Below are 24716 nucleotides of genomic sequence, written 5' to 3'. Positions count from 1 at the left end.
AGCCCCCGGTACGCAACGTCGGCGCGCCCGCGTCGTTGGTCAGGCGTACGACGTACGGACGACCTGGAGTGCCCATGCTGCGTCTCGCCGCCTTCGCCGTCACCTCCGCCCTGGCCGCGGCAGCGGCGGGGCCACTGCCCCCGCTGCCCCTGGGGCGGCTGCTGGCGGCACCCGACCGCCTCACCATCGCCATGACCGACACCGGCAACCGCCAGTTGGACCGGGAGTACCGGCTCGAATGCGACCCCGTCGGCGGTGACCACCCCGAGGCGCGGCAGGCCTGCGCGCGGCTGGATCAGTTCGCCGAGGAGGGGAGGGACCCCTTCGCCCCCGTCTCCAAGCGGCAGGTCTGCTCCCTGCAGCACGGAGGCCCGGCCACCGCCCGGATCACCGGGACCTGGAACGGTCACAAGGTGGACGCGACCTTCCGGCGGACGAACGGATGCGAAATCAGCCGCTGGGACGAATTGGAACCTCTGCTTCCGAGTGGGCGTTCCTGACCTGGGACGATGCGGGGGATGGGCGGTATCCACCCGACTTCCGCCACCCCGCCGCGGGGCTGTGGCCTTAGACTCCTCCCGTGACATGCCGGTAGTTGTGGTCAGGGAGGAAGCTCGTCGTGAGCAGCAGGCCATCCCGAGGCGCTGCTCGCCTCGCAGCAATACTCGACGCTCTTCCGGACGCGCTGTTGCTCGTCAACGCCAACGGCACGGTCGTCAACGCGAATTCGATCGCCCTCGAGGTCATGGAGAGCCCGGGCACCGGCCTCGTCGGGCGCGGCGTGCTCGACCTCCTGCCCGAGTTCGACTCCAAGCTGATCCCGGGCTCGATGCGCCGGCCCGGCGAGGCCGAGGGCGGCCGGGCCAAGCCCACCCGGATGATCGCGCGGCGGACCGACGGCAGCGAGTTCCCCGTCGAGGTCACCAGCGCCCATCTCGACGGTCGTGACGCCTACCGCGAGCCGCAGCCGTCCTACACCGGCGACGAGCTGCTGATGCTCGTCGTACGGGACCTCTCCCAGACCGTGGACACCGAGGCCGAGTTGGCCCGCTCGCAGCGGCAGACCGAGATGATCCTGCGGGCCGCCGCCGAAGGCGTCGTCGGCACGGACACCGACGGACGGGTGGTGCTGGTCAATCCGGCCGCCGCGCAGATCCTCGGCTACCGCGCCACCGACCTCGGCAACCGCGAACTGCACGGGCTGATCCAGCACTCGCGCACCGACGGCTCGCCGTTCCCCTTCGAGGAATCCCCCCTCGCCGACACCCTGCGCAGCGGACGCAAGCACCGCGTGCGCGGACAGGTGCTGTGGAACAAGTCCGGGCAGCCGGTCGCGGTCGACCTGACCACCTCGCCCGTACGGGACGGGGAGCTGCTCGTCGGCGCCGTCATGACCTTCACCGACCGGCGGCCCTACGACGCGCTCGCCGCGCGTCACGCGCAGCTGCTGGCGGTCCTCGGCGAATCGCTGCACGGGCCGCTGGAGGAGCTGCGCGGGGAACTGTCGACGCTGGCCGCCGACGACGCGGGACAGCTGTGGCCCGAGGCGAACCAGTTGCTGCACCACCTGGCCGCCGGGTACTCCCGGATGACCACGCTGGTGGACAACGTGCTCGCCTTCCAGCGCCTGGACGCCGGCGCGGACAAGCTCGCGAAGAAGAACGTACTGATCAACGGCATCGTCAAGGCCGGGATCGACGGCGCGGTCGAGCTCATCGGGCCGGGGCGCGCGCAGTTCGCCGTCCACGCGCCGACCATCGAGGCGGAGGTGGACGCGGACCGGATCGCGACCGCGCTCGCACACCTGGTCGCGGACGTGGCCGGGGTGGACGCCACCGGCAAGACCCGCCAGGGCAGCGGCTACAGCGACTCGACGATCGTGGTGGCCGCCGCGCAGCGCGGTGAGGTCGTACGGATCGAGGTGCGCGGGCCGTACGAGGGCGGCAGCCCGGTGCACGAGCCGATCGTGCGGGGCATCGTGGCCGCGCACGGCGGTGTGCTGCAGACGGTGGAGGTGCCGGGCGCGCCCGGTGGGGCGTACGTGCTGGAGCTGCCGCTGGGCGCGGGAGCCGGGACGGTGACCCTGCCCGAACCGGCGGAGGAGCCGTCGGCCGCCGGGGGCGACGAAGCCGCCGCGGGGAAGGTCTCCGGCGGACGGCGGGCCCGGCGCGGGGTGGACGCCTTCCTGGACGACGAGGTCCCGGGCGGGGCCGACGGCGCCGCGAAGGCACCCGAGGGCGGAGGCGCGCTGGCGCTGCCGTCCGGGCGCCGGCGGGCGGGCGAAGCGGGCCCGGGCTCCGAAGCCGTCGACGTGGCAGCCCCCGAGCTCGCGCAGTCCCCGGTGAATCCGGCGGGGCTCGGCACCGGGCGCCGCCGTGGCCGCGACGGTGACGGCAGCGGCCAGGGCGGTCAGAGCGGTAGCGGGCACACCGTGGCCCCGCAGGGGACCGGCATGCCCGCGCTCCCGCCCGTAACTCCCGTGACTCCCGTGACTCCCGTCCCGTCCGTTGCGCCCGCGCCGGGGCCGCACGTGCCCCCCGTTCCGGTGACCGAGCATCCCGCCGGGCGGCGGCGGGCGCTGGGTCCGGCCGGTCCGGCGCACCCCGGTGGTCCCGTGCCGGCGACCGGGCTGCGGCCGACGCCCCCACCCGCACCGTCTGCCGCTCGGCCCATCGCTCCCGAGGGCGGCTTCGCGCTGCCCGCGGGTCCGAGCCCGAGCCCCGCACCGGCTGCGCCCGCTCCGCAGGCCCGCGCCATGGCCGGCCCGGCTCCCGCTCCCGGAGCCGACGCCGAGGCCCCGGGTGGGCGGCGTGGGCGCCGGGTGCTGAGCGCGCCCGTCGCCGATCCCGAAGTCACCGGTGTCCAGGCGGTGGAGGAGGCCGGGCCGGCCGGCGAGACCGGAACCGCGGCCCCCCCGACCGGGCGGCGGCGGGCCCTCTCCGACGCCCCGGCATGGCCGGTCCCGGCGGCCCCCACCGCTCCCGACGGCCCGGACGCCTCCGGCCAGGTCGCGGTCCCCGGGGCCCGGCAGCCGCAGGACGCCCCGGCTGAGGGCCAGGCTCCGCAGCCGATCAGCGTGCGCGCCCTCGGCACCCTGGGCCAGGGCATCTCCGTGGACGCCAGCGGTTCCGGCCGCCGACGCCGCCTCTCCGAGCCCGCGCCCCAGGGCCGGGCGTTCGCCATAGGGGCCCCCGAGGCCGGCTCCGACGAGGGCCCCGAGCCGCTGGACGGTCCCGGCGGCGCCATCGAGGTCGTCAACCGGCCCGTGCCGCGCCCCGTGGACGATGAGCTTCCGCCGGAGCCCCTGGACAACCCGCGCCGGCTGCTCGTGTGGCCGGCTCCCGACGTGCAGACGCAGCAAGCCCTGAGCGACCGCGGCTACCGCCCGGTGATCGTGCACTCCCGCGAGGAGGTGGACGCGCAGATCGCCGCGTTCCCCGCCGCGCTGTTCGTGGACCCGCTGACCGGGCCGATCACCCGGACCGCCCTGCAGTCCCTGCGCCAGGCCGCGGTGGCCGCCGAGGTGCCCGTGCTGGTCACGGCCGGGCTGGGGCACACCACGCGCGAAGCCGCGTACGGCGCCGATCCGGCCGTCCTCCTCAAGGCGCTCGCGCCGCGGGACAGCGAGCAGCATCCCTCCCGGGTCCTGGTGATCGAGGAGCACGAAGAGATCGCGACCGCGCTGACCGCCGCCCTGGAGCGGCGCGGACTCCAGGTGGCCCGGGCGGGCGCCGACACCGACGCCGTGGAACTGGCGACGCGGATGCGGCCCAATCTGGTGGTCATGGACCTGATGCAGGTGCGCCGCCGGCGGGCCGGGATCGTGGACTGGCTGCGGGCCAACGGACAGCTGAACCGCACGCCGCTGGTCGTCTACACCACGACCGGCATCGAAGCGGCGGACCTGCCGGGGCTGGCCTCCGGGGAGAGCGTGCTCTTCCTCGCCGAGCGGGCCACCACGCCGGACGTGCAGGGCCGCATCGTGGACCTGCTGGCCAAGATCGGCACCAACTAGTAATCCTGGGCCGATGGCCATCATCGACACGACCGAGCACAGCGTCCCCGCCGACAACGGGGAGGTGACGCTGCTGATCGCCCGGCAGGTGGAGCCCGGTCACGAGGAGGCCTTCGAGACCTGGGCGGCCGGGATCCTGAACACGGCGGCGACCTTCCCCGACCATCTCGGGTACGGGTTCTTCCGGCCCGCGACGCCGGGCGGGCCCTGGTTCCTCGTCCACCGGTTCCGCAACCAGGCGGCGTTCCAGGCGTGGCAGGACTCACCGGAGCGGGCCCGCTGGTTCGCGAACTGCCAGGGTCACCGCCACTCCGAGCTGGCGCGCCGTGAGCTGCACGGCATGGAGACCTGGTTCGCCAAGCCGGGTACGACCCGGCCCGCGCCGCCGCGATGGAAGATGGCGATCAGCTCGGGGCTGGCCATCTTCCCGATCTCGCTGATCGGCAACGCGGTACTCGGGCCGTACCTGGTGGATCTGCACTTCGTGCTGCGGACGGCCGCCTTCGCCGTCGTCTTCAGCACGCTGATGACGTACGTGGCCATGCCCGCCGTCAGCAGGCTGCTGCGGCCATGGCTCACGGGCGGCCGGGCCGGCGGCTAGTCGAGCTTGGTGACGTCCAGCGCGCCGTCCGCGTACTGCTTGCGAATCACCTTCTTGTCGAACTTGCCGACGCTGGTCTTCGGCACCGCCTCGATGACCGTCCAGCGCTCCGGCAGCTGCCACTTGGCGATCGACCGGCCGAGGAACGCACGCAGTCCCGCGTAGTCCACGGTCACGCCCTCCTTGAGGACGACGGTGGCCAGCGGGCGCTCGCCCCACTTCTCGTCGGGAACGGCGACGACGGCCGCCTCCGCGACATCGGGGTGCGCCATCAGCGCGTTCTCCAGCTCCACACTGGAAATCCACTCGCCACCGGACTTGATGACGTCCTTGGCGCGGTCGGTCAGCGTGAGGTAGCCGTCGGGGCTGATGACACCGACATCGCCGGTCTTGAGCCAGCCGTCCGCGCTGAACTTGTCCTCCGGGCGGAAGGGTTCGCCGGAGGCGCCGCCGTAATAGGCGCCCGCGATCCAGGTGCCGCGCACCTCCAGCTCGCCCGCCGACTCGCCGTCCCAGGGCAGGACGCCGCCGCCGGGCCCGACCAGGCGTCCTTCGACACCTGCCGGGAAGCGGCCCTGGGTGACCCGGTACGGCCACTCCTCCTCGGCGCTCAGACCGGCCGGCGGGTGTGCCATGGTGCCCAGCGGGGAGGTCTCGGTCATGCCCCAGGCGTGGCAGAGGCGGACACCGAGCTTGTCGTAGGCCTCCATCAGGGAGGGCGGGCAGGCCGCGCCGCCGATGGTGACCTGCTTCATCGAGGTCAGGTCGCGCGGATGGGCGGTGACCTCGGCGAGCAGGCCCTGCCAGATGGTGGGGACGGCCGCGGCGTGCGTGGGCTTCTCCCGCTCGATCATCTCGGCCAGCGGGCCGGGCTGCAGGAACCGGTCCGGCATCAGCATGTTGATGCCGGTCATGAAGGTGGCGTGCGGGAGCCCCCAGGCGTTCACGTGGAACTGCGGGACCACGACGAGCGTCGTGTCCTTGTCGGTCAGGCCCATCGACTCGGCCATGTTGACCTGCATGGAGTGCAGGTAGATGGAGCGGTGGGAGTAGACGACGCCCTTGGGCTCCCCGGTGGTGCCGGAGGTGTAGCACATCGCCGCCGCCCGACGCTCGTCCAGCTGCGGCCAGTCGTAGGTGTCGGCGCGGCCCGCGAGGAGGTCCTCGTAGTCGTGCACGCGCACGTTCAGGCCTTCGAGCCCGGAACGGTCCCCGACACCCGAGACCACGACGTGCTCGATGGTCGGCAGGTGCGGCAGCAGCGGCACGAGCAGGGGCAGGAGCGTGCCGTTGACCAGGACGACCTTGTCCGCGGCGTGGTTGACGATGAAGACCAGCTGCTCGGGGGGCAGCCGCAGGTTGAGCGTGTGCAGGACCGCGCCCATGGAGGGGATGGCGAAGTACGCCTCGACGTGCTCGGAGTTGTTCCACATGAGCGTGGCGACGCGGTCGGCCTGCTGGACCCCGAGCTCGTCGCGCAGGGCGTTGGCGAGGCGGGTGGCTCGGGCGCCGATCTCGGCGAAACTGCGGCGGTGCGGCTCCGCCTCCCCGGTCCAGGTCGTGACCTGGGACTTCCCGTGAATCGTCGACCCGTGGGTCAGGATTCGAGAGACAAGAAGCGGCACGTCCTGCATGGTGCTGTACACCGGGGGCCTCCCCATTGAGTTACGCGGCGGTAGCTACTCAGGGCGATTCTGTAGGCATACCACTTGGTATGTCACTACCTCGGGCGTACATCGTGTACCGAGGGCTCGGCGGCCCGGACGGGAGAAGGGGGCATGTTTCACGTGAAACATGCCCCCTTCGCACCTTCGCCTACTTCTTGATCTCGTTGATGCAGAGCACGAACTGCTTGCCCGAGCTGCGCCGGGAACCGCTGGTCTGCTCGTGATAGCCGATGTCCGACTTGCCCTGGCACCGTTCGGTGTCCAGCGTGTCGGGGATCACCTCGACCACCTTGTACGTGGCGTCGGCGCCACCGCACTTCACCACTTGGAGGTCGGGAGTCACCGTGGACCCGTTGTTCTTGAGGCAGTCCCCGACCTCGGCCTTGTCGGCGTCGTCCCGGCTCGCGAAGTAACCCACCGCGCACATGATGAGGACGATCACGACACCGATGATCTTCAGGATCTTCATGACGCCCATGCCCCCGCGCCGGGACGGCGGAGCGGGTGCCTGGGGCGGCGGAGCGGACCACTGCTGCTGGTGCGGCGGCTGCATCTGCTGCTGAGGCGGGTACATCTGCTGCTGCGGTGCGCCGCCGTACGGGGGCTGCGCCTGCTGCTGCGGGAAGGGCTGCTGCTGCTGCGGGTACCCGTACCCGGGCTGGGGCGGCTGCCCCTGCGGCGGCTGCTGTCCGTACGGGGCGGGCTGGCCGTACGGGCCGGGGCCCTGCTGCGGCGGATAGGTCATGTGGAAGTCCCCCGTGAGCGTGTGTGCATCCTTTTGACGCGAGCACGCTATAGCAATCGATCACCACCCTCTAATGCGCCGGCGGGGGCAGCGACCGGGGGGAGGGGGCGACCATGCGTCCAGGAGCCGGACCGGCGGGACCTTCCCCGGGATCACCGGACCGGAAGGAGCTCCGGATCCTCGCGGAGCTTGCCCAGAGCGCGGGAGACGGCGCTCTTGACCGTGCCGACCGATACGCCGAGCAGCTCGGCGGTCTGCGCCTCGCTCAGGTCCTCGTAGTAGCGCAGGACGACCATCGCCCGCTGCCGGTCGGGCAGCCGCGTCACCGCGCGCCACATGGCGTCGCGCAGTGCCTGCGCCTCCGCGGGGTCCGCGGCCGGCACGGCCTCGGTCTCCGGGAGCTCGTCGCAGGAGAACTCCTCGACCTTGCGCTTGCGCCACTGCGAGGTACGGGTGTTGACCAGGGCCCGGCGGACATAGCCGTCCAGGGCGCGGTGGTCCTCTATCCGGTCCCAGGCGACGTACGTCTTGGTGAGGGCCGTCTGGAGCAGGTCCTCGGCGTCGCACGGGTTGGCGGTGAGGGAGCGTGCCGTGCGCATCAGGACCGTGCCGCGGGTCCGGACGTACGCCGAGAACGACGGATACGGCGTCGGATTCGAGGCGAGCGTGCACACAGGCGGGGTCATGACTCCACGCTAGGAGCGGAGGTCAGGCCTGGGATCGGCCGCAAGTGCCGAAGCCGGGTCCCTCTCAGGTTGTAGAGGTAGGGATAACTCCACCTCCTGAAGGTGGAGAGCGAGCACACCCGGGAAGGGGGTGCGGGGCAGCGGCGCGGCCCCGACCTCAGCCGTCGGCGCCCAGGATCAGCCCCGAGGTCGGTACCCCCGTACCGGCCGTGACCAGGGCGTGCGCGGCGCCCTCGACCTGATTGACCGAGGTGCCGCGCAACTGGCGGACGGCCTCGGCGATGCCGTTCATGCCGTGCAGGTACGCCTCCCCGAGCTGGCCGCCGTGGGTGTTGAGCGGCAGCGCGTCGGCGGCCACGAAATCGGCGGCCTCGCCGGGCCGGCAGAAGCCGAACTCCTCCAGCTGCATCAGCACGAAGGGGGTGAAGTGGTCGTAGAGGATGCCCACGTCGATGTCCGAGGGCCGCAGCCCGCTGGTCCGCCACAGCTGGCGCGCGACCACGTCCATCTCGGGCAGTCCGGTGAGGTCGTCGCGGTAGAAGGAGGTCATGGCCTCCTGGCGGCGGCCGGCGCCCTGCGCGGCCGCGGTGATCACGGCGGGAGCGTGCCGCAGTTCGCGGGCCCGCTCGGTGCTCGTCACGACGACGGCCTGGCCGCCGTCCGTCTCCTGGCAGCAGTCCAGCAGCCGCAGCGGTTCGACGATCCAGCGCGAGGCGGCGTGGTCGGCGAGGGTGATCGGCTTGCCGTGGAAGTACGCGGCGGGATTGTTCGCGGCGTGCCGGCGGTCGGTGACCGCGACGTGCCCGAAGGCCTCCGGGGTGAGGCCGTAGGCGTGCAGGTAGCGCTGGGCGGTCATCGCGACCCAGGAGGCGGGGGTCAACAACCCCCACGGCAGCGACCAGCCGAGCGCCGCCCCCTCCGCCGATGGCTCGCGCTGCTGCACACCGGAGCCGAAACGGCGCCCGGAGCGCTCGTTGAAGGCGCGGTAGCACACCACGACCTCCGCGACGCCGGTGGCGACGGCGAGCGCGGCCTGCTGGACGGTGGCGCAGGCCGCCCCGCCGCCGTAGTGGACGCGGGAGAAGAAGGACAGCTCCCCGATGCCCGCCGCCTGGGCGACGGTGATCTCGGGGCTGGTGTCCATCGTGAAGGTGACCATGCCGTCGACGTCGGCGGGGGTGAGCCCCGCGTCGTCGAGGGCGGCGTGCACGGCTTCGACGGCGAGCTTGAGCTCGCTGCGGCCGGAGTCCTTGGAGAACTCCGTCGCCCCGATGCCGGCGATGGCGGCGCGGCCGCCGAGCTCGTCGCGGGTGCGGACGCTCATGCGGTGCTCCTGGGAGCCAGGGTGACCGTGACGGTGCCGGTGACGTGGTGGCCGATGCCGTTGGTGCCGATGACGCGGATCTCCGCGGTGTCCCCGTCGAGGGCGGTGACGGTGCCGGTCAGGGTCATGGTGTCGCCCGGGTAGTTGGGGGCGCCCAGGCGGATGGCCACCTTGCGCAGGACGGCCCGGGGCCCGAGGTGGTCGGTGATGTACCGGCCGACCAGGCCGTTGGTGGTCAGGATGTTCATGAAGATGTCCGGGGAGCCCTTCTCCCGCGCGAGGGAGGCGTCGTGGTGCACGTCCTGGTAGTCGCGGGAGGCGATCGCACCCGCGACGATCAGGGTGCGGGTGACCGGGACCTCCAGCGGCGGCAGTTCCTCGCCGGCTCTGATCGTGACGACTCCCATGCCTCAGCCCTCCCGCGCCAGTACGGCGCCCAGTTCGTCCAGCAGCTCGCTGCCGCAGCCCAGGTACGCGTCCAGCTGGCGCCCCCACAGGAAGTGCCGGTGGACGGGGTGGCCGAGGTCGGCGCCCATGCCGCCGTGCAGATGCTGGCCCGCGTGTACGACCCGTTTGCCCGCCTCCGAGGCCCACCAGGCCGCCGTCAGCGCGTGCTCGCGCGCCGGGAGGCCCTGGTCGATGCGCCAGGCCGCCTCGTACGCGGTGACCCTGATCGCCTCGGTGTCCATGTACGCGTCGGCCGCGCGCAGCATGACCGCCTGGTTGGTGGAGAGCGGACGGCCGAACTGTTCGCGGGTGGAGGTGTACGCGACCGCGCGGGCGAGCGAGCCCGCGCAGACGCCCGCCTGAAGCCCCGCGAAAGCGGTGCGGGCGGCGGCGAGCGTGTCCTCGTAGGCGTCCCCGGGGTCCTCAACGTCCCCTGCGCGCCCGGTGCGCGCAGCACCCTTCGCCCCGATGCGCTCCGCCGCGGCGGCGGTCAGGGTCAGCCGGCCCGCCGACCAGGGCGCCGTGGTCTCCACCGCCGACGTCTCCACGCCGGGCGCGTCCACCCGTACGAGCCACAACGCCCGGGCCGCGTCCGCGACCAGCACATGGGTGGCGTCGCGCAGCCAGGGCACCACCGGCGCGGTGCCGGTGAGCCGGGACCCCGCGGCCGTGATCCGGCCGCGGGCCGGGAAGGCTCCGGTGGCCACCGCCTCGCCCGTGCGGAGGGCGGGCAGCAGGCGGGCGCGCTGCTCGGCGCTGCCGTGCGCGGCGATGGGGAGGATGCCGTAGACACAGGTGGCGGCGTACGGGACCTGGGCGGTGGTGCGGCCCTGTTCCTCCAGCAGCAGCACCAGGCCGAGCAGGCCGATGTCCTCCACCGCGGCGATCAGGCCGGCCGTGGTGAGGGCCTTCCACAGCTCGGCGTCGCTGCCGGTGCCGGCGGCGGCGAGGCGGTCGTGGGTGGCGAGATCGCGGAAGACCCGGGCGGCGAGGCCGGCCGCGGCGGCCTGCTCCTCGGTGGGGCGGAAGTCCATCAGCCCTCACTCCCGCGGAAGACGGGGAGTTCGAGGCCGTCGTCGAGGCGCAGGAACTCCAGCTGGACGGGAAGGCCGATGCGCACCTTGTCGTACGGCATGCCGGTGATGTTGCTGATCATCCGGACTCCCTCGGCGAGCTCGACGAGTGCGACCGCGTAGGGGCCGGGCGCGTCACCGGGACGAGCGGGGGCGGTGAAGGCCGGGAAAGGGGGGTGGTGCATGACGACGTAGCTGAACACGGCGCCGGCGCCGGACGCCTCGACCGTGTCCCAGTCGGGCGAGGCGCACGCGTTGCAGCCGGGGAGCCACGGGAAGCGGAGGGTGGCGCAGGCCTTGCAGCGCTGGATGAGGAGCTTGTGGTCGCGGACTGCGTCCCAGAAGCCCTCGTTGTCGCGGTTGATCACGGGGCGGGGGCGCTGCGCCTTGGGCTGCGCCGACGTGCGGGTTCCGGTGCCGGTGCCGGTGCCGGTCCGGGTTCCGGTCCAGGTCCGGGTTCCGGCCTCGGTCCGGGTCACGGCCTCGGCGTCGGCCTGCGGTGGTGCGGCGGGCTTGTACTTCAGGATCCGGAATCGGTGTGTCCCGGCGAGTTCGCCGTCCGCCCTGACGTCCATGCGGGTGGTCACGAAGTGGCCGGTGCCGAGCTTGGTCGTCTTGCGGGGCGACACGGACTCGATGACGGCGTCGAAGGTGACGGTGTCCCCCGGGCGCAGTGGACGGAGGTACTCCTGCTCGCAGTCCGTGGCGACCACGGAGGTGTGCCCGGCGCCGTCGAGGAGTGCGAAGAGCGCGTCGTAGGCGGCCGAGCGGTCGGTGTGGCCGGAGAGCCCGCCCATCGTCCAGGCCTGGAGCATGGTGGGCGGAGCGATGGCGTCCGGCCCGGTGTAGGCGGGATGGGCATCGCCCATCGCCTCGCACCAGTGGCGGATCATCGGCTCGTTGACCACGTCCTTGCCGCGGCCGCCGGTGGCGGCCGGCTGCCCCTCGAAGGCCTTCAGCAGCTGGTGGAACCGGGCTGCTTCCTCGGCCCCACCGGGCTCCGCCGGACCGCCCGGCTCCGCGGTACCACCCCGCTCCGCGGTACCGGCCAGCTCCGCGGTACCGCCCGGCTTCGCCGGTGCGCCGGGGCCGTCGCTCCCGTCCGCCGTCATCGCTTCCTCCCCTTCATGCCGAGCCGCGTCATCGCGACGATCTCCCGCTGGACCTCGCTGACGCCGCCGCCGAAGGTATTGATCTGGGCGGCCCGGTTCATCCGCTCCAGCTCGCCGCCGGCGAAGGCCGCAGGGCCCCGTACCAGCGCCTCCTCCCCCACCACCTCCTGGCACATCCGGTAGACCTCCACGGTGGACTCGGTGCCGAGGAACTTCACGCCGCTCGCGTCGCCGGGGGCCAGGGCGCCGTGGCCCACGTCCTGGACCAGGCGCCAGTTGAGAAGGCGTACGGCGGCCAGTCGCGCGTGCGCCTCGGCGAGTCGCGACCGCACCCAGGGGCGGTCGGCCGGGCGGTCGCCGGTGACCGGGTCAGGGGTTCGGGCATGGGTGAGGGCGGCTTCGTAGAAGTCCTCGGCCTGCATGCCGATGGCGGCGAGGGCCACCCGTTCGTGGTTGAGCTGGTTGGTGATCAGGCCCCAGCCGCCGTGTTCCGAGCCGACGAGGTTGCCGACGGGCACGCGGACGGAGTCGTAGTATGTCGCCGTGGTCGTGAGTCCGCCGACGGTGTCGATCGGGGTCCAGGCGAAGCCGGTGGCGTCCGTGGGCACCAGGATGATCGAGATGCCCTTGTGCTTGGGGGCCTGCAGGTCGGTGCGGCAGGCGAGCCAGATCCAGTCCGCGTTCTGGGCGTTGGAGGTGAAGATCTTCTGCCCGTCGATCAGCCACTCATCGCCGTCGCGGACGGCTCGGGTGCGCAGCGAGGCGAGGTCCGTGCCGGCCTCCGGCTCCGAGTAGCCGATGGCGAAGACGAGCTCGCCCTTGAGGATCCGGGGCAGGAAGTAGTCCTTCTGCTCCTGGGTCCCGTACTTCATCAAGGTCGGGCCGACGGTGTTGAGCGTGACCATCGAGACGGGGGCGCCGGCCCGGTAGGCCTCGTCGAAGAAGACGAACTGCTCGTCGGCGCCCCGGCCTTGACCGCCGTATTCCACGGGCCAGCCGAGACCCAGCAGGCCGTCGGCGCCGATGCGGCGCAGCAGCTCGCGCTGGCGGTCGGGTTCGTCGGGTACTCCGTCGGGCAACAAGGCCAGGAAGTACTCCCGCAGTTCGGCGCGCAGCCGCAACTGGCCTTCGGTCGGGGCGAGGTGCACGGCGCTGGCCTCCCGGCATCACATCGTCGATGTGACCTGACTGTCCGTCAGATTTACCGGTGGTGTCAAGGTCGGGCGCCCTCAACAGTTCGGCCGGTTCAGGCCGCGGCTACCACCAGGTGTGGAAGTTGACCGAGACGTTCGAGTGGGACTGGTTGACGGCCGTGAAGGCCGAGCCGTTGACCTGCGCGGTGTTGTTCTGGTGGGAGGCACCGGAGCGGGTGGCCAACCCTTGAGCCCCTTGTGGCGCAAGCGCTGACGCGTTCCGCCCGGGCGGCGCGTCCGGACATGCCGAAAAGGGCCGCGTCGTCCGGGAACCCCACCGACTCCCGGGCCTACGGCCCTGCGATACCAGGCTTCACGCCCCCGCACGCCCCCGGCGCCCGCCGGGGGATCCATCCGTGCCCCGCTCCGGGGGCACCTCGCAGCGCGATCCACGGTCACGACCGACCGGGCTCCAGCGCCTGCGCTGGTCTCTTGTCCTGCTCCTGCGCCTGCTTCCTGCTCTGGCTTTGGTTTGCTCCCGCTCTTGCTCAGGCCCTGGCCCTGGCTCTGGTCCTAGCTCTGGCCTGCTCCTGCTCCTGCTTCAGCGCCTGCTCCGGCGCCCGCTTCCGTACGTCCTGCCGCGCCGGCCTCGGCGCGTACTCCTGCCCGGCGGCGGCGCGTACGCCTGCGGAACCGGACCCTGCAATGGCTCTGGACTCGACTGCTCTCGACCGCGCGGTACGGGACCTACGCGGCCAGCGCGAGCACGTCCCGGTCAGTGGCTCCCGATCCGGCGCCCATGGACGCGGCGGTGGTCGAGCGGCGGACGGACGGGGTCTTGCCGTGGGCCTCGGCGCGGATCCGCTGCTTGATGGTCGGCGGGAGCGAACCGCCCCGCATCATCGCCCGCCAGGTCCGTCGCGCCGTCACGGCCGCCCGGCGTGCGGCGGCGGGGACCGGCGCGGGGACCGTCGCGGCGGGAGCCGAGGCGGAGGCGGCGGCCGGAGCGGCCTTGCCACCGAATCCGAGGGAGGAGAGGAGGGCCACGAGAGCGGCGAGGACGGCGGTCCAGATCGACGTGACAGGGTTGCGCTGAGCCATGACGGGGTGCCTCGTTTCGCGATGTTCCGACGGGCGGATCTGCATACATTCGTCATGATGTGGTCGCAACCGCACCGACCCCACGACGCGCGCCGATCTTCCGACAAACACCACTCGGAAGGCCCAAAGACCCAAAGGCCTCAAGGTCCCGAGGCCCCTGCCGCCTCAGCTGCGGTGGAACCCGGAGAGACCTTGGAACAAGGGGTGGAACCGCGGTACCAGCGCCCCTTCGAAGCCGTCCGCGCTGTAACCGCGCAGCGTGCCGGAGCCCAGCGCCCGCGTGGTGACCCGGGCGGCGGCCGCCTCCGCGTCCCGTAGCGGGATCAGCGAGACGAACAGCCCCAGCACCGGAGCGAACCGGCGGTCCCCCGCGATGCTGACGTGCTCCAGCCCGTCCTCCGGCAGGGCGTGCTCCATCAGCCGCGTCGCGGTGTCTTCGGGCAGCGGAGGGGCGTGGGAGGAGGGGTGCAGGCGCACGTGAATGAGGTGCATGGCAATGACGTTTGCGGCTGGGCGGCCCACCCCGCAAGTCGTGCGCGTGGACGGTTCCGGCCGCTGCACAGAAAGGCCACGAAGTAGATGATCTACTGTCCGGTGTCATTCTCAGTCTGATGAGGGGAGGAACCTGTGCTCGCACTGTTGGGCCTGGATTCCTGGGCTGAAGAGCTCTACCGGGCGATGCTCGCCCATCCCGGCATGGGGGTCGCGGAGCTCGCCGCGCTGCTGGGTCGATCCGAGCCGGAGATCAGGGCTTCGCTGGACCGTCTGCACGAACTGTCGCTCATCCGCCCGTCACAGGAGGACGGGCTGCGCGCCGTCACACCGGAGCTGGGCATGGAAGTGCTACTGGCCCAGCAGCAGGCCGAGCTCGCCGCGCAGCAGCAGCGCATCGAGGCTTCGCGGGTGGCGGCCGCGCAGCTCATCGCCCAGTTCGCCGACCGCCGACCGGTCCCCGGCGGGGCCGATGTCGAACACCTCGTGGGGATCGAGCAGATCCGGGAGAAGCTCGCCGTACTGACGCGCCGGGTGCGGCGCGAGGTGATGACCTTCCACCCGGGCGGCGCGCAGAGCGAGGGGAATCTGGAAGCCGCCAAGCCGCTGGACGAGGAACTGCTCGAACGGGGGGTGCGGATGCGGACGGTGTACCTGGACAGCGTCCGCAACAGCCCGCACACCGTCGCGTACGCCGAATGGCTGGCGGCCCGCGGCGGGCAGGTACGCACGACGGCTTCCCTCCCGGTGCGCATGGTGCTGGTGGACCGGGAGATCGCCGTCATCCCGGTGGATTCGGAGGACTCCCGCAGGGCCGCCGTGGTCCTGACCGGCCAGGGGACGCTGACCGCCCTGGGCGCGCTGTTCGACGGCGTCTGGGCGACGGCGAGCGACCTGGGCTCCGAGCCGCAGCGGGACGAGGCCGGCCTGAACCCGCAGGAGCGGGAGGTGCTGACCTTCCTGTACCGGGGGATGACGGACGAGACCATAGCCAAGCGGCTGGGAGTCTCGCCCCGTACGGCCCGCCGCGTGGCCAGCGACCTGATGGCCCGGCTCGGCGCCCGCAGCCGCTTCCAGGCCGGGGCCCTGGCCGTGGAGCAGGGCTGGCTCAACACCGCGAGCGCGGCGCACTGACCCTGCGTCCCGCTGTCGTCCCGTGGCCGGGGCCGCCCCTGTAGGGGGGCGGTCCCGGCTTATTCATGTCGGCCCCTGCCGGAACATGCCATGGCCCCTTCCGTCCAGCGCTGTCCTCTTCCGGCCCCCTGCGGACCGCGGAAGACTCAGAGTCACACCGGGGACGCCCGAGGTAACCGAACTGACGAACTCCTGATCGCGCCATCCGTCGCGTGCCGTCCGGTCAGGTAGACGTCTTCTCAGTGATCTTCGAGGAGTTCCCGTGTTCCGCACCTGCCTGACCGCTGCCAGGACCGCGCTCGTCATCACCGCCGCCGCGGTCGTACCGGTCTTCTTCGCTCAGGGCGCCGCCACCACCGTGACCGCTTCCGCCGCCCCCGCCACCGCCACCGCCGTGACGGCGCCGACCCCGACCCACACCGATTCCATGGGCTGGGACTGATCACCGGGTCCGGCCGCCCTCGGACCCCGAGCCGCCCTCGGAGCCCGAGCCGCCCGGGCCCCAGCACCGCTCCGGCCCTGCCCGTCACAGAACAGATGGATCTTCCTGGTCAGCCCGCCGCGGGACGTCCTGGAGGCGGCCGGTCACCACCAGGTTGCCGTCCGGGGTGCGCCGCGCGAGGACGCCGGTGCGGAAGTAGCCGCCGGTGGTGAAGGAGCGTGCGTTGTGGTCGGGCGCCCGGTAGTAGCCTCGCAGGGTATAGGGACCGCGGGCGAGGAGTTCGCCGGCCTCACCGTCGGGCACGTCCTTCCCGTCGACGTCGACGATGCGGATCTCATCGTCGGGCGAGAGCGGGCGGCCCTGCGTGGTGAGCACGGTCTCGTCCGGATCGGCGAGCCGGGTGAGAGTGAGCAGCCCCTCAGCCCTGCCGAAGACCTGCTGCAGGCGACAGCCCAGTTCGGGGCCTATCCGTTCGGCGGTCGCCCGGGGCAAGGGCGCGCCCCCGATCTGCACGAGACGCAGGCTGCTCAAGTCGGCCTGGACCGTGGGAAGTGCGTCGAGCCAGAGCTGGGCGGTGGCGGGCACCACCGACGTGATGGTGACCCGCTCTCGTCCGATGACCGGAAGGCATTCGGCGGGTTCCGGGTTCTCGACCAGGACGACGGTGCCGCCGACGGAGAGGGTGCCGACGATGCCCGGGGAGCCGAAGGCGAAGTTGAACCCGGCGGGCAGCGCGGCGAGATACACGTCGTTCTCGGTGAGCGACACCAGCTCGGCGGCGGCCCGCGCCTGGTAGGCGTAGTCGTTGTGGGTGCGCGGAATGAGCTGGGGCGCCCCGGTGGTACCGCCGGAGAGCAGGAAGAACGCCACCTGGTCGGCGCTCTGCGCGAGCGCCGGCCCGGGCGGGGCGTCGATGGAGCCCAGCGGGCAGTAGTGGCAGCCCGACGGGTCGGTCGTAAGGCCGCCGTACGGGGACGAGTCGCCCGGCGCCTCAAGGGTGAACACCCGCCGCAGGAAGGGCCCTCGGGCCGCGATGTCCGCGGCCATCGCCGTGTGGTCGAAGCCCTGGTACGTCGAGGGACCGACGTAGCCGACGGCCTGGGTGACGTGCACGAGGTGGGACACCTCGGACGCGCGGTGCGACACCGAGCAGAACACGGGGACCACGCCGACGCGCATCAGCGCGAACACGGTGATGACGAACTCGGGAACGTTCGGTAGCTGGACGACGACCCGTTGCCCGGGCCGGAGGCCGCGCAACCGGAATCCGGCCGCCATGCGGTCCACGCGCCGGTTCAGGTTCGCGTACGTGAGGCGGGTGCCGCCGTGCACGAGCGCGGTCCGCGGTCCGTACTGCATGGCCCAGCCGCGCAGCAGGTTGTCCAGCGTATTGCCATGCCAGTGCCCGGCCGCCCAGTAGCGGTCGACGAACTCTTCGGGCCAGGGTGTGCAGCCGTCGAGCATGGATGTCATTCGTTTCCTTCTGTACCAGTTAAGGGCCGGTCCAGCACGACGGCGATGTCCAGGGAGGAGCCGGGCTCCCGCCGACCGTCGGGCCGGCCGGTGTTCATCCGGGTCAATGCCGCAATGCGACCCCCTATCTCCCTTCTCCCTCCTTCTCGACGCCGGAGAGCGACCCCGCCGTCTTGACCTCGGCAAGCCAATCTGCCAAGACCCCTGCACGCAATGCGCTTTCCCCACCATGGACGCCGAATTCCCTCAGCAGAAAGACCAACGAGCGCCGCTGACCAGGAGGAATGATCGGAGCTCATTCCCACTCGGCCTCGCCATGGCGGGACCTCGTGACGTCGCGGCCCTGGCCCAGAGGACACCGAGACCCTCAGCTCCGAAGTGGTACGGCCAATCCGCATATAGCCGAGCTCCCCGATCAGCTCGGTGCACTGAACACCTTCGAGCCCGCGTGGCAGTGGAAGGCCCCGCTGACCGCACACTCCTCCGCCGGCCCTATACGGGTGTGCGACGATCACTCGTCGCACACCACCCTGGGGGGTTCATGCCAATGGCATCGGCGTCCACAAGACGCCCGATTTCCACCGTACTGACGTGCCTGCTCGCCGTCCTCGCCCCACTCCTCCTGCCGGTCAGCGCCGCTCAGGCCGCGCCGGTGATCTCGTCCAGGGCGGCTGCGCCCTGACCGGAACGGCGCCGTTCCGTGCGATGGTGCGCGCCGGCGACGCCACCGCGACCGGGCCCTACGGGGTCCACTTCGTGCGTACGGACGTACTCCAGGAAGGCTGTCAGGTCCTGCCCGCCGGGAGCTTCGCCGACGACGCGGGGGCCGTGCGGCTGGAGACCGGCAACGGCGTCTTCTCGCACTGCCTGACCATTCCGGCCGATGCGCACTCCACCTCCGAGCTCCTGCGTATCCGCTACGGCCTCCCGGACGACACGGACCTGTTCCCGCGCTACACGATCAGAGTGGTCGACACCGACGGCAACGGACCGCCCTCCTGCTACGACCACCCGCCCCGGGGCCAGCAGCTGCGGACGGACGGCCTCACCCGCTGCTTCTTCACCGCCTGCTTAACCCCGGGGTCGTCGACGGCGGTGGCAGTGCAGAGCATTACCGCGCACGGCTCGAGGGCGTTCGAAAGTCGGCCACGAGCTGGTGCGCGTACTCATCCTCCGGGCCGAGGTCCTGGACCGCTCGACAGGCCTCCTGGACCCGACCCATCTCGCACAGCAACCTGACAAGGTGGTACAGGGCGCCACTGTCGCCGTCTTCAGCACGGTTGCACAGCGCCGCGTCCATCTCCCGCTCGTGAAGCGATCTGTTGAGTCTCCGACGTGCGTGGACATCTGTGCGTGCGAGTTCCGTGAGTTCCGTGGACCGCTCCTCACAGACGAGCAAACGCATATGCCACAGATGGTTGTCGTGCGCGTACGAATCGGCGGAGTAGCACTCGGCATGGGCGCTGACCAACGCGATAGCTGTATCCCAATCCCGGATCTGTTCCGCTGCCCGGGCCTGCTCGTACCACTCCATCGGACGAGTATCGCCTAGCGCTCCCGAAACAACACCGTGGAGGTGGTCGCCGACGGGCACCGGCCAGGAGCCGAGCGCGACGGTCGCGTGATGGGCCGGACAGGCTCCGTCGGCGCGGGCCTGTTACAGGTTTCTCTACCTCATCAAGGCGGCTCGCTCCTGTCTGCGCCCCGCTCCGGGCCCCGGCTCCGCCGGCCGCGCGGCTGAGCGAGGCCACCAGATGCAGGACGGTAGCCCGGGGTGGCTGGGGCGGTCGGCTCCGCGCCTATTCAGCGACGGCCTTTGCCACCCGGTCGCGTGTCTCCTCGGAGAATCCCGACGACAGATCGATCAGTTCGAAGCGATGCGCACGGGAAACGACCGACGTGTCCTCCAGCTCCCCGATCCAGTCGGCCAAGGTCTCCACGGCCAAGGCAGCTTCGCCGCACCTCAGGAAGTCGAGCACATCCTGTCGCAGCGGAAGGTCTGGGCTCATCACAATCTCGGTCAGGTCGCGTACACGCCTCTCCCAGGCGCCGGAAATCGCAGCCACCCACCCATCGTCGCATCAGGGCCGTGCCCCACTCGTGCCCGACCGGGTGGGGAATCAGGGGGAATCACAGGCTGCCGCCCAGAGACGCATGAACGCGGCCCCTGACCGTTTTGACTGGTCAGGGGCCGTTTACCTGCGGTGGGTGTGGGATTTGAACCCACGGTGACATCGCTGCCACGACGGTTTTCAAGACCGATCGCGTGACGGAACTACTCCATCCCCCCACCTGGCCCTTTGGCCCTCACGTCCGCTTTCTGGCAGTCATGTTGGCCAGAGGTTGGCCACAGGCATGATGCCCGCCTGACGCCGATGTACGTCGGCACGAGCGGCCCTGAGGCACTGATGGAGCCACCGTAAGGGCGGTAGGCTGCATCGAATCGCTCACATGTTCGGTTTACTTCGAAGCTTTGCCGCAGGTTGATGGTTTAGTTTTCCGCGCCAGTTACTTAGATGGGGTAGAGTCATGCGGCATGAGCGAACAGCAGGATGCGCTTGAGGACCTTGAGTCCAGTGGTGTTCTCGCAGCCTTGGCATGGGCTGACGCGTCGGCCTACCGGCGCACCATGGACGACTTCGACCCCGACACGGGTCATGACCAGGGCTGGGTTGGCTCTACAGCTCACCGGCTCTTGGTTGACCGACTGCACCGCGCCTTCGCCACGGGCAAGCACGGTGTCGATTCGCCTGAGTCTGCCTTCGCCGGCCTGGACCTGGTGGCCGCCGGGCTGGCCCCGGGCGAGCATCGGAAGATGCCGCTCATCACCCCGGGCGTGGTTGTGTGGTCCCCCCTCAACCAGTCGCCGGGCTGGCGGTGCGGGGATTGGCGCCTTCTGCTCACATCGTTCGTCTACGGCGAGAGCAATCGCATCCCCTGGCCGCAGAAGAGTCCCACCAAGCAGCGCGTCGCGTCGCAGGGGAAGCCGCGTGGGTGGCTGGACCCCAACCCCACCCTGTTCGACGAGGAGCCCGAGTTCCTTGCCGCAGCCACCGCCGCGGTTAGGGAACAGGACGCGGAACTCAACGCAACGTCGCTCATCGTTGCTCACAGCATTGAACGAGAGCTGGGTATCCGAGAGCTTTACTTGGGGCGCTCACGCCTGAATCGTGGGGGCGGAGATGCCTGGTTCTGGAAGCATGATCTACTTGCTGCCAACCCGGGAACTCTCACTGCCGAACCGATTCCTGCGCCTCCCGGCCCGCTCCCCGGCTCCCCCGACGTTCAGGATGCACCCGTTCGCCTTCGCCGTCAGCCGTCGGAAGGGAGCGGCGAGCACCGCTAGGCGTAGGCATAGATCGACAAGTAATGAAACGAGTGGATGGTCATGAATTCCCCACGCCGCACAGAGGTGCAGGTTGGTGACGCCTCTCGCCTTTTCGACGGCCGACGGTTGACGCTTGCGCGACAACTGATCGGCCTGAGGAAGAACGCTCTTGCAGTAAAGATCGACAAGAGTCCCACCGCTGTCGCAGCGTATGAAAACAATACGAAGCGCCCGGCTCCCGCTACCGTTGCGCAGCTATGCCTGACGCTTGGCGTGGACCCCGGTTTCTTCCTTCCTGGACCCAACCAGTCAACGTCCAGCGACTCCGTGCCTCACTTCCGGTCGCTGCGTTCGACGACGCAATTGGCGCGTGACCAAGCATTCGCCTACGGGGTGATCTCTGGGGATGTAGGCGCAGCCCTCGAACGGCACGTCGAGTTTCCGGAGCCCGACCTTCCGAGGCTAAGCGTCGACGTGGAAGATGACTCCAGTAGCCTTCCGGAGGAGGCAGCCCGCCTCCTCCGAAAGCACTGGGACGTCGACTCTGGGCCAGTTGGCCACCTGGTGCGCCTGGCGGAGAATCACGGTGTCGTGGTGGTGTTTAGCCCCGCACAAACTGCCGCCGTGGACGCCTATTCCTTCGACGATGGCTATAGGCCAACGGTAGTACTGAATCCAGCCAAGGAGGATTACTACCGCCAGCGCTTCGACGTTGCGCATGAAATTGGGCATCTCGTAATGCATGTAGATGCTGAACCGGGAAGTAAGGTAGTAGAAAATCAAGCTCACCGCTTCGCAGCTGAATTCCTACTTCCGGAAGCCGAGCTGCGCGATCTCCTCCCGAGTAAGGCGGACTGGAGAATTCTCGCCAAGCTGAAGGAGAATTACGGCGTGAGCCTCCAGGCCCTGCTATACCGATCCAGGGCTCTTGGCGTAATGAGCGACGTAACCTATCGCAATGCAGTCGCCTACCTGTCTTCCAAGGGCTGGCGTCGCCGAGAACCAGGTGAGATGCCGGCTGTGGAACAGCCATCCCTTTACCCGAAGGCTGTGGAGATCCTTTCGAGTGTAGGAATGGACGAACTCTCCCTGGCTAGGGAATCACGAGTGACTCCCGGGATCTTCCGAACGGTGACAGCCAGATCCCCAGTGCGCGAAGATCTGTTCCTAGAGGTTCAGGAAATTGATACTGCGGATGGAGTAATCCCTCTCTTTCGGAGCAAGAATGGCGAGCCCGGGACTTGAGTCCCGGGCTTGACCAGTTGCGGAGTTTCTGTGCGTAGGCCCAGGTCGGAACAACTTCCGACCTGGGCCTACGTCGCATCTGAGCACAAGGCTGGCACTGCGTACGGCAGCTGACCGACCGCCCGCGCATCCGCGCCTTGGCCCTCTGGCCCCGTCGCCCGCAGTCGTGGTCCTGCTGTCCAGAGGTCGGCTACAGCCGTGATCATTCGGCATGTCCATCACCAGCCGCGGGCACTCTCGGAGATGCCCGCCCTTGCGATGCCCTCACGTCAGATCAGGAGCGAGATGAGCATGGTTGAGCCCTCCGTGATTCCCCCCGACTACGCTGGCCACCACCAGTCGACGAACGGGGAGAGTGCTCTGAGGATGGGACCGAAGTCGACGAGGGTCTACCAGACGATCCGGTCGTGGATCGACTCGGGGAAGTACGGCCCCGGCGAGAAGCTTCCCTCTGAGCGAGTCATGAGCGCCGAGCTGGACATCGGCCGCACAGCCCTGCGCCAGGTGCTCGCGCGGCTGGCGAACGAGCGGCTCATCAAGGCGTACGACCGCAGCTCGTACCGAGTCATGGGTGGCGATACCGTCCCCACGCCGGCAGAGCTGGAGCCTTGGACGATCCACGGCAGCAGGACTGTCTACGAGAACCGGTGGGTGAACCTCGACCTCGTCGACGTCGAGCCGCCCGGGGTCGAGCGGTTCGAGCACCACGTGGTGCGCCTCCACCATGTGGCGATCACCGCTGTGATCGACGAGCAGCAGCGCGTCCTGATGTTGTGGCGCTATCGCTTCGTCCCGCAGCAGTGGGGATGGGAGCTTCCCGGCGGGATCGTGGACGAGGGTGAGGATGCGGCGACCACGGCAGCGCGGGAGACCGAGGAAGAGACCGGCTGGCGCCCTACGAACGTCGAGCACGTCGTGACGTACCAGCCCATGATCGGCATGGTCGACTCGCCACACGAGATCTTCGTGGCGCGGGGTGCGGTGAAGGTGGGCGAACCCACGGACATCGAGGAGGCCGGCCAGATCGCCTGGGTACCCCTGGCGGACATCCCCCGGCTCATGGCCGAAGGGAAGCTCATGGGATCCGGGACCCTGGTCGCGCTCCTGCACGTCCTCGCGTCGCGGGCTACAACCGCCCTGTAAGCAGCTCCACACGCCGGCGATGCCGCACAGACCCCGTGCGGTTCGCCAACAGGCGCGCCTGCTGAAGGTTGGAACGGGCCTCGTCGAACTCGCCGCGGGCAAGGTGGGCCTGCGTCAAATCGCTGTGCAGACCTGCCTTGGCCCGGACGAACGTGGGGTCCGTCGTCTGGAGCGATGCGTACAGGTCATCCATGGCCGAGCTGTCTCCCAGGAGCGCCAGGACGTTTCCCCGCCAGCGCGCCAGGTGGTCAGCATTCAGGAAGATGCTCAGCATGTCCGGGTCGCGGGCATCCACACCTTCCGGCAGTGAGGCCGCCGCCCGGTCGAGCGCGTGCCTGGAATCATCGTGCATGCCGGCAGCGGCGCACAGCTCCGCTTCTGCCGCGCTCAGCCATGCCCGAAGGCGAGGTGACTGTCGCTCCGCGTGCGTACGCTGCGCGTCACGAATCAGCTCCACTGCCATCTCGGGTCGACCGGCATCACCCAGGACGTACGCCTGCTCGCCCATGGCGTGAGCCAAGTACTGGGGCGCGTCCGCATCCTGCGAGGCTCGTTTCGCCAACTCGTAGTGCCGCCAGGCGCGCTCCACGGAACCGGCGTCCAGCGCCTGCCAGGCTGCCAATGTCGCTGCCCCGGCCAATGCCGTTGCGATGGGACGGCGCGTTCCTGGCAGGACGGCGAAGGTGAGCGCGTCCTCCATCCTCGCCAGGTGTCCGCCCATCTGGTCCACCAGGCCCGATGCACCCATCTGCCGGTCCATGGTCCGTAGTAGCTCGGTCTGGTCCATGAAGGTGCTCACCATGGAGTCGCTGACACTCCGCGCCGAGTCGATCCGACTCAACAGGTCCTCGTAGCCGTCAGCTTGCTGGGGGACCGCGTGTGCACGCTCCCCGCCCAACTCGGCGTCCGTAACCCCGAGCAGTGGCCGGAGGATCAGGGCGTACCGCTCCGTGATGGCCCGCCGGCCGTTCTCCCACTCCGACACGTAGGTCTTCAGGCTCGCGCTGGACGCGACGTTCAGCATGTGCTGCCGCGCGTAGCGCTCGATCTCGAAGATCAGCCGCTCCTGCGACCATCCCCGCGCCGTACGAACATCTCGTAATCCCTTGCCCACGTGCATCGCCTCCGATGGCCGTGCCACCTGCGCGGGCTTAACCCAATCGCCGCAGGTGAAAGCGGGTTAACACCCATGAGGTTAACCCCTGTTGGCTACCGCGACTCCCCGTCTGGGTCGTTTCCTGAAGTCACACCGGAACAACACCGGCAAGCCCCGAACGAACCAAGGGCTTGCATCTGGTGCGCACCAGATGCCATGCTTCTGGTGCGCACCAGATGGCCCGAAAGGGCTCAACTTCGGTGTGCACGTACGACCAGGAGCCCCGCATCGGACGGGGGGAGGCGACCCGGCGCCTTGTCATTCACCGGAGGGCTTAGACCGAAAGGTCACGTCTCCATACGCCTACGCCAGGTCCTAGACCTGAAGGAGACATGCGTACTGCTCAACCTTCCGTGCCGCTCGGCGCGGCCGGTTGCCTCCTCCGCCCGTCTCGTACGG

At 70.2% G+C, this 24716-nt stretch carries 22 protein-coding genes and 1 pseudogene; 9 read left to right on the top strand and 14 right to left on the bottom strand.

Annotated elements, in window-relative coordinates:
• The first annotated feature begins 74 nt into the window (after nt 1–74).
• The 3 genes from ABZX75_RS07820 to ABZX75_RS07810 all read left to right on the top strand — a co-directional run bounded on the left by ABZX75_RS07820 (nt 75) and on the right by ABZX75_RS07810 (nt 4616).
• The gene (locus tag ABZX75_RS07820; RefSeq protein WP_355408957.1) at nt 75–500 is read left to right on the top strand and encodes an SSI family serine proteinase inhibitor; all 426 of its coding nucleotides are present in this window, start codon (nt 75–77) and stop codon (nt 498–500) included.
• Between the two features lie 119 nt (nt 501–619).
• Entirely contained in the window at nt 620–4015 is a 3396-nt protein-coding gene (locus ABZX75_RS07815) for a PAS domain-containing protein (RefSeq protein WP_355408955.1), read from the top strand.
• A gap of 13 nt (nt 4016–4028) precedes the next feature.
• Nucleotides 4029–4616 (top strand): antibiotic biosynthesis monooxygenase, encoded by a 588-nt coding sequence (locus ABZX75_RS07810; protein WP_355408953.1) that lies wholly within the window; start codon nt 4029–4031, stop codon nt 4614–4616.
• Here ABZX75_RS07810 and ABZX75_RS07805 read toward each other — a convergent pair.
• The 10 genes from ABZX75_RS07805 to ABZX75_RS07760 all read right to left on the bottom strand — a co-directional run bounded on the left by ABZX75_RS07805 (nt 4613) and on the right by ABZX75_RS07760 (nt 14396).
• A complete protein-coding gene (locus tag ABZX75_RS07805) occupies nt 4613–6262 on the bottom strand; it encodes a long-chain fatty acid--CoA ligase (RefSeq protein WP_355408951.1) in 1650 nt (549 codons plus the stop codon). The genes ABZX75_RS07810 and ABZX75_RS07805 overlap by 4 nt on opposite strands.
• Nucleotides 6263–6431: 169 nt before the next feature.
• Nucleotides 6432–7028, bottom strand: a complete 597-nt coding sequence (locus ABZX75_RS07800) for a hypothetical protein (protein ID WP_355408949.1) — start codon at nt 7026–7028, stop codon at nt 6432–6434.
• 152 nt (nt 7029–7180) lie between these two features.
• Nucleotides 7181–7714 (bottom strand): SigE family RNA polymerase sigma factor, encoded by a 534-nt coding sequence (locus ABZX75_RS07795; protein WP_355408947.1) that lies wholly within the window; start codon nt 7712–7714, stop codon nt 7181–7183.
• A 157-nt stretch (nt 7715–7871) separates the two neighbouring features.
• Complete coding sequence (locus tag ABZX75_RS07790) at nt 7872–9038, bottom strand: lipid-transfer protein (RefSeq protein WP_355408945.1); 1167 nt, start codon at nt 9036–9038, stop codon at nt 7872–7874.
• The gene (locus ABZX75_RS07785; RefSeq protein WP_355409098.1) at nt 9035–9430 is read right to left on the bottom strand and encodes a MaoC family dehydratase; all 396 of its coding nucleotides are present in this window, start codon (nt 9428–9430) and stop codon (nt 9035–9037) included. Before ABZX75_RS07785 ends, ABZX75_RS07790 begins: the two co-directional genes overlap by 4 nt.
• Before the next feature lie 18 nt (nt 9431–9448).
• A complete protein-coding gene (locus ABZX75_RS07780; protein WP_355408943.1) occupies nt 9449–10519 on the bottom strand; it encodes an acyl-CoA dehydrogenase family protein in 1071 nt (356 codons plus the stop codon).
• Nucleotides 10519–11670, bottom strand: a complete 1152-nt coding sequence (locus ABZX75_RS07775) for an OB-fold domain-containing protein (protein WP_355408941.1) — start codon at nt 11668–11670, stop codon at nt 10519–10521. Before ABZX75_RS07775 ends, ABZX75_RS07780 begins: the two co-directional genes overlap by 1 nt.
• Nucleotides 11667–12818, bottom strand: coding sequence for an acyl-CoA dehydrogenase family protein (locus tag ABZX75_RS07770; RefSeq protein ID WP_355408939.1), 1152 nt, complete (start codon nt 12816–12818; stop codon nt 11667–11669). The genes ABZX75_RS07775 and ABZX75_RS07770 overlap by 4 nt, the downstream gene beginning before the upstream one ends.
• A gap of 732 nt (nt 12819–13550) precedes the next feature.
• Nucleotides 13551–13904 (bottom strand): DUF6344 domain-containing protein, encoded by a 354-nt coding sequence (locus ABZX75_RS07765; protein WP_355408937.1) that lies wholly within the window; start codon nt 13902–13904, stop codon nt 13551–13553.
• A gap of 165 nt (nt 13905–14069) precedes the next feature.
• Nucleotides 14070–14396: a hypothetical protein gene (locus ABZX75_RS07760; RefSeq protein WP_355408935.1), complete on the bottom strand. Its 327-nt coding sequence runs from the start codon at nt 14394–14396 to the stop codon at nt 14070–14072.
• 135 nt (nt 14397–14531) lie between these two features.
• Between ABZX75_RS07760 and ABZX75_RS07755 the strand changes: the two genes are divergently transcribed.
• Both ABZX75_RS07755 and ABZX75_RS07750 read left to right on the top strand, forming a co-directional pair.
• Complete coding sequence (locus tag ABZX75_RS07755) at nt 14532–15530, top strand: LuxR C-terminal-related transcriptional regulator (RefSeq protein ID WP_355408933.1); 999 nt, start codon at nt 14532–14534, stop codon at nt 15528–15530.
• 262 nt (nt 15531–15792) lie between these two features.
• Nucleotides 15793–15972, top strand: coding sequence for a hypothetical protein (locus ABZX75_RS07750; RefSeq protein WP_355408931.1), 180 nt, complete (start codon nt 15793–15795; stop codon nt 15970–15972).
• Between the two features lie 84 nt (nt 15973–16056).
• Here the strand turns inward: ABZX75_RS07750 and ABZX75_RS07745 are convergent, their stop codons facing one another.
• From ABZX75_RS07745 to ABZX75_RS07735, 3 genes are all read right to left on the bottom strand, one after another.
• The gene (locus tag ABZX75_RS07745) at nt 16057–17445 is read right to left on the bottom strand and encodes an AMP-binding protein (protein WP_355408929.1); all 1389 of its coding nucleotides are present in this window, start codon (nt 17443–17445) and stop codon (nt 16057–16059) included.
• A 639-nt stretch (nt 17446–18084) separates the two neighbouring features.
• A complete protein-coding gene (locus ABZX75_RS07740) occupies nt 18085–18309 on the bottom strand; it encodes a hypothetical protein (protein ID WP_355408928.1) in 225 nt (74 codons plus the stop codon).
• 935 nt (nt 18310–19244) lie between these two features.
• Nucleotides 19245–19511 carry a hypothetical protein gene (locus tag ABZX75_RS07735; RefSeq protein WP_355408927.1) on the bottom strand — a complete coding sequence of 89 codons (267 nt, stop codon included), beginning with the start codon at nt 19509–19511 and terminating at the stop codon, nt 19245–19247.
• A 470-nt stretch (nt 19512–19981) separates the two neighbouring features.
• On the opposite strand from ABZX75_RS07735, the gene ABZX75_RS07730 reads away from it, so the two are divergent.
• The 4 genes and pseudogenes from ABZX75_RS07730 to ABZX75_RS07715 all read left to right on the top strand — a co-directional run bounded on the left by ABZX75_RS07730 (nt 19982) and on the right by ABZX75_RS07715 (nt 23161).
• Nucleotides 19982–20791: a hypothetical protein gene (locus ABZX75_RS07730; RefSeq protein WP_355408925.1), complete on the top strand. Its 810-nt coding sequence runs from the start codon at nt 19982–19984 to the stop codon at nt 20789–20791.
• A 36-nt stretch (nt 20792–20827) separates the two neighbouring features.
• Nucleotides 20828–21049, top strand: a pseudogene (locus tag ABZX75_RS07725) (helix-turn-helix transcriptional regulator); the annotation flags it as partial.
• Nucleotides 21050–21166: 117 nt separating this feature from the next.
• The gene (locus ABZX75_RS07720; RefSeq protein WP_355409097.1) at nt 21167–22018 is read left to right on the top strand and encodes an ImmA/IrrE family metallo-endopeptidase; all 852 of its coding nucleotides are present in this window, start codon (nt 21167–21169) and stop codon (nt 22016–22018) included.
• A 366-nt stretch (nt 22019–22384) separates the two neighbouring features.
• Nucleotides 22385–23161, top strand: a complete 777-nt coding sequence (locus ABZX75_RS07715) for an NUDIX domain-containing protein (RefSeq protein ID WP_355408923.1) — start codon at nt 22385–22387, stop codon at nt 23159–23161.
• Here the strand turns inward: ABZX75_RS07715 and ABZX75_RS07710 are convergent.
• Nucleotides 23145–24275: a helix-turn-helix transcriptional regulator gene (locus ABZX75_RS07710; RefSeq protein WP_355408921.1), complete on the bottom strand. Its 1131-nt coding sequence runs from the start codon at nt 24273–24275 to the stop codon at nt 23145–23147. The genes ABZX75_RS07715 and ABZX75_RS07710 overlap by 17 nt on opposite strands.
• Between the last annotated feature and the right edge of the window lie 441 nt (nt 24276–24716).

Origin of the sequence: Streptomyces sp. NPDC003038 (genome assembly GCF_040611115.1) — a bacterium.
GTDB lineage: Bacteria > Actinomycetota > Actinomycetes > Streptomycetales > Streptomycetaceae > Streptomyces.
The sequence above is the reverse complement of the archived record's forward strand: the minus strand, read 5'-3'. Positions and strand labels throughout refer to the sequence as shown.

What these genes read in the sequence shown, in the direction of transcription:
- ABZX75_RS07795 (WP_355408947.1), bottom strand. Translation starts at nt 7,714, where the DNA reads ATGACCCCGCCTGTGTGCACGCTCGCCTCGAATCCGACGCCGTATCCG.
- ABZX75_RS07790 (WP_355408945.1), bottom strand. Translation starts at nt 9,038, where the DNA reads ATGAGCGTCCGCACCCGCGACGAGCTCGGCGGCCGCGCCGCCATCGCC.
- ABZX75_RS07730 (WP_355408925.1), top strand. Translation starts at nt 19,982, where the DNA reads ATGAGCGAACAGCAGGATGCGCTTGAGGACCTTGAGTCCAGTGGTGTT.
- ABZX75_RS07765 (WP_355408937.1), bottom strand. Translation starts at nt 13,904, where the DNA reads ATGGCTCAGCGCAACCCTGTCACGTCGATCTGGACCGCCGTCCTCGCC.
- ABZX75_RS07780 (WP_355408943.1), bottom strand. Translation starts at nt 10,519, where the DNA reads ATGGACTTCCGCCCCACCGAGGAGCAGGCCGCCGCGGCCGGCCTCGCC.
- ABZX75_RS07820 (WP_355408957.1), top strand. Translation starts at nt 75, where the DNA reads ATGCTGCGTCTCGCCGCCTTCGCCGTCACCTCCGCCCTGGCCGCGGCA.
- ABZX75_RS07715 (WP_355408923.1), top strand. Translation starts at nt 22,385, where the DNA reads ATGGGACCGAAGTCGACGAGGGTCTACCAGACGATCCGGTCGTGGATC.
- ABZX75_RS07745 (WP_355408929.1), bottom strand. Translation starts at nt 17,445, where the DNA reads ATGACATCCATGCTCGACGGCTGCACACCCTGGCCCGAAGAGTTCGTC.
- ABZX75_RS07800 (WP_355408949.1), bottom strand. Translation starts at nt 7,028, where the DNA reads ATGACCTATCCGCCGCAGCAGGGCCCCGGCCCGTACGGCCAGCCCGCC.
- ABZX75_RS07810 (WP_355408953.1), top strand. Translation starts at nt 4,029, where the DNA reads ATGGCCATCATCGACACGACCGAGCACAGCGTCCCCGCCGACAACGGG.
- ABZX75_RS07760 (WP_355408935.1), bottom strand. Translation starts at nt 14,396, where the DNA reads ATGCACCTCATTCACGTGCGCCTGCACCCCTCCTCCCACGCCCCTCCG.
- ABZX75_RS07775 (WP_355408941.1), bottom strand. Translation starts at nt 11,670, where the DNA reads ATGACGGCGGACGGGAGCGACGGCCCCGGCGCACCGGCGAAGCCGGGC.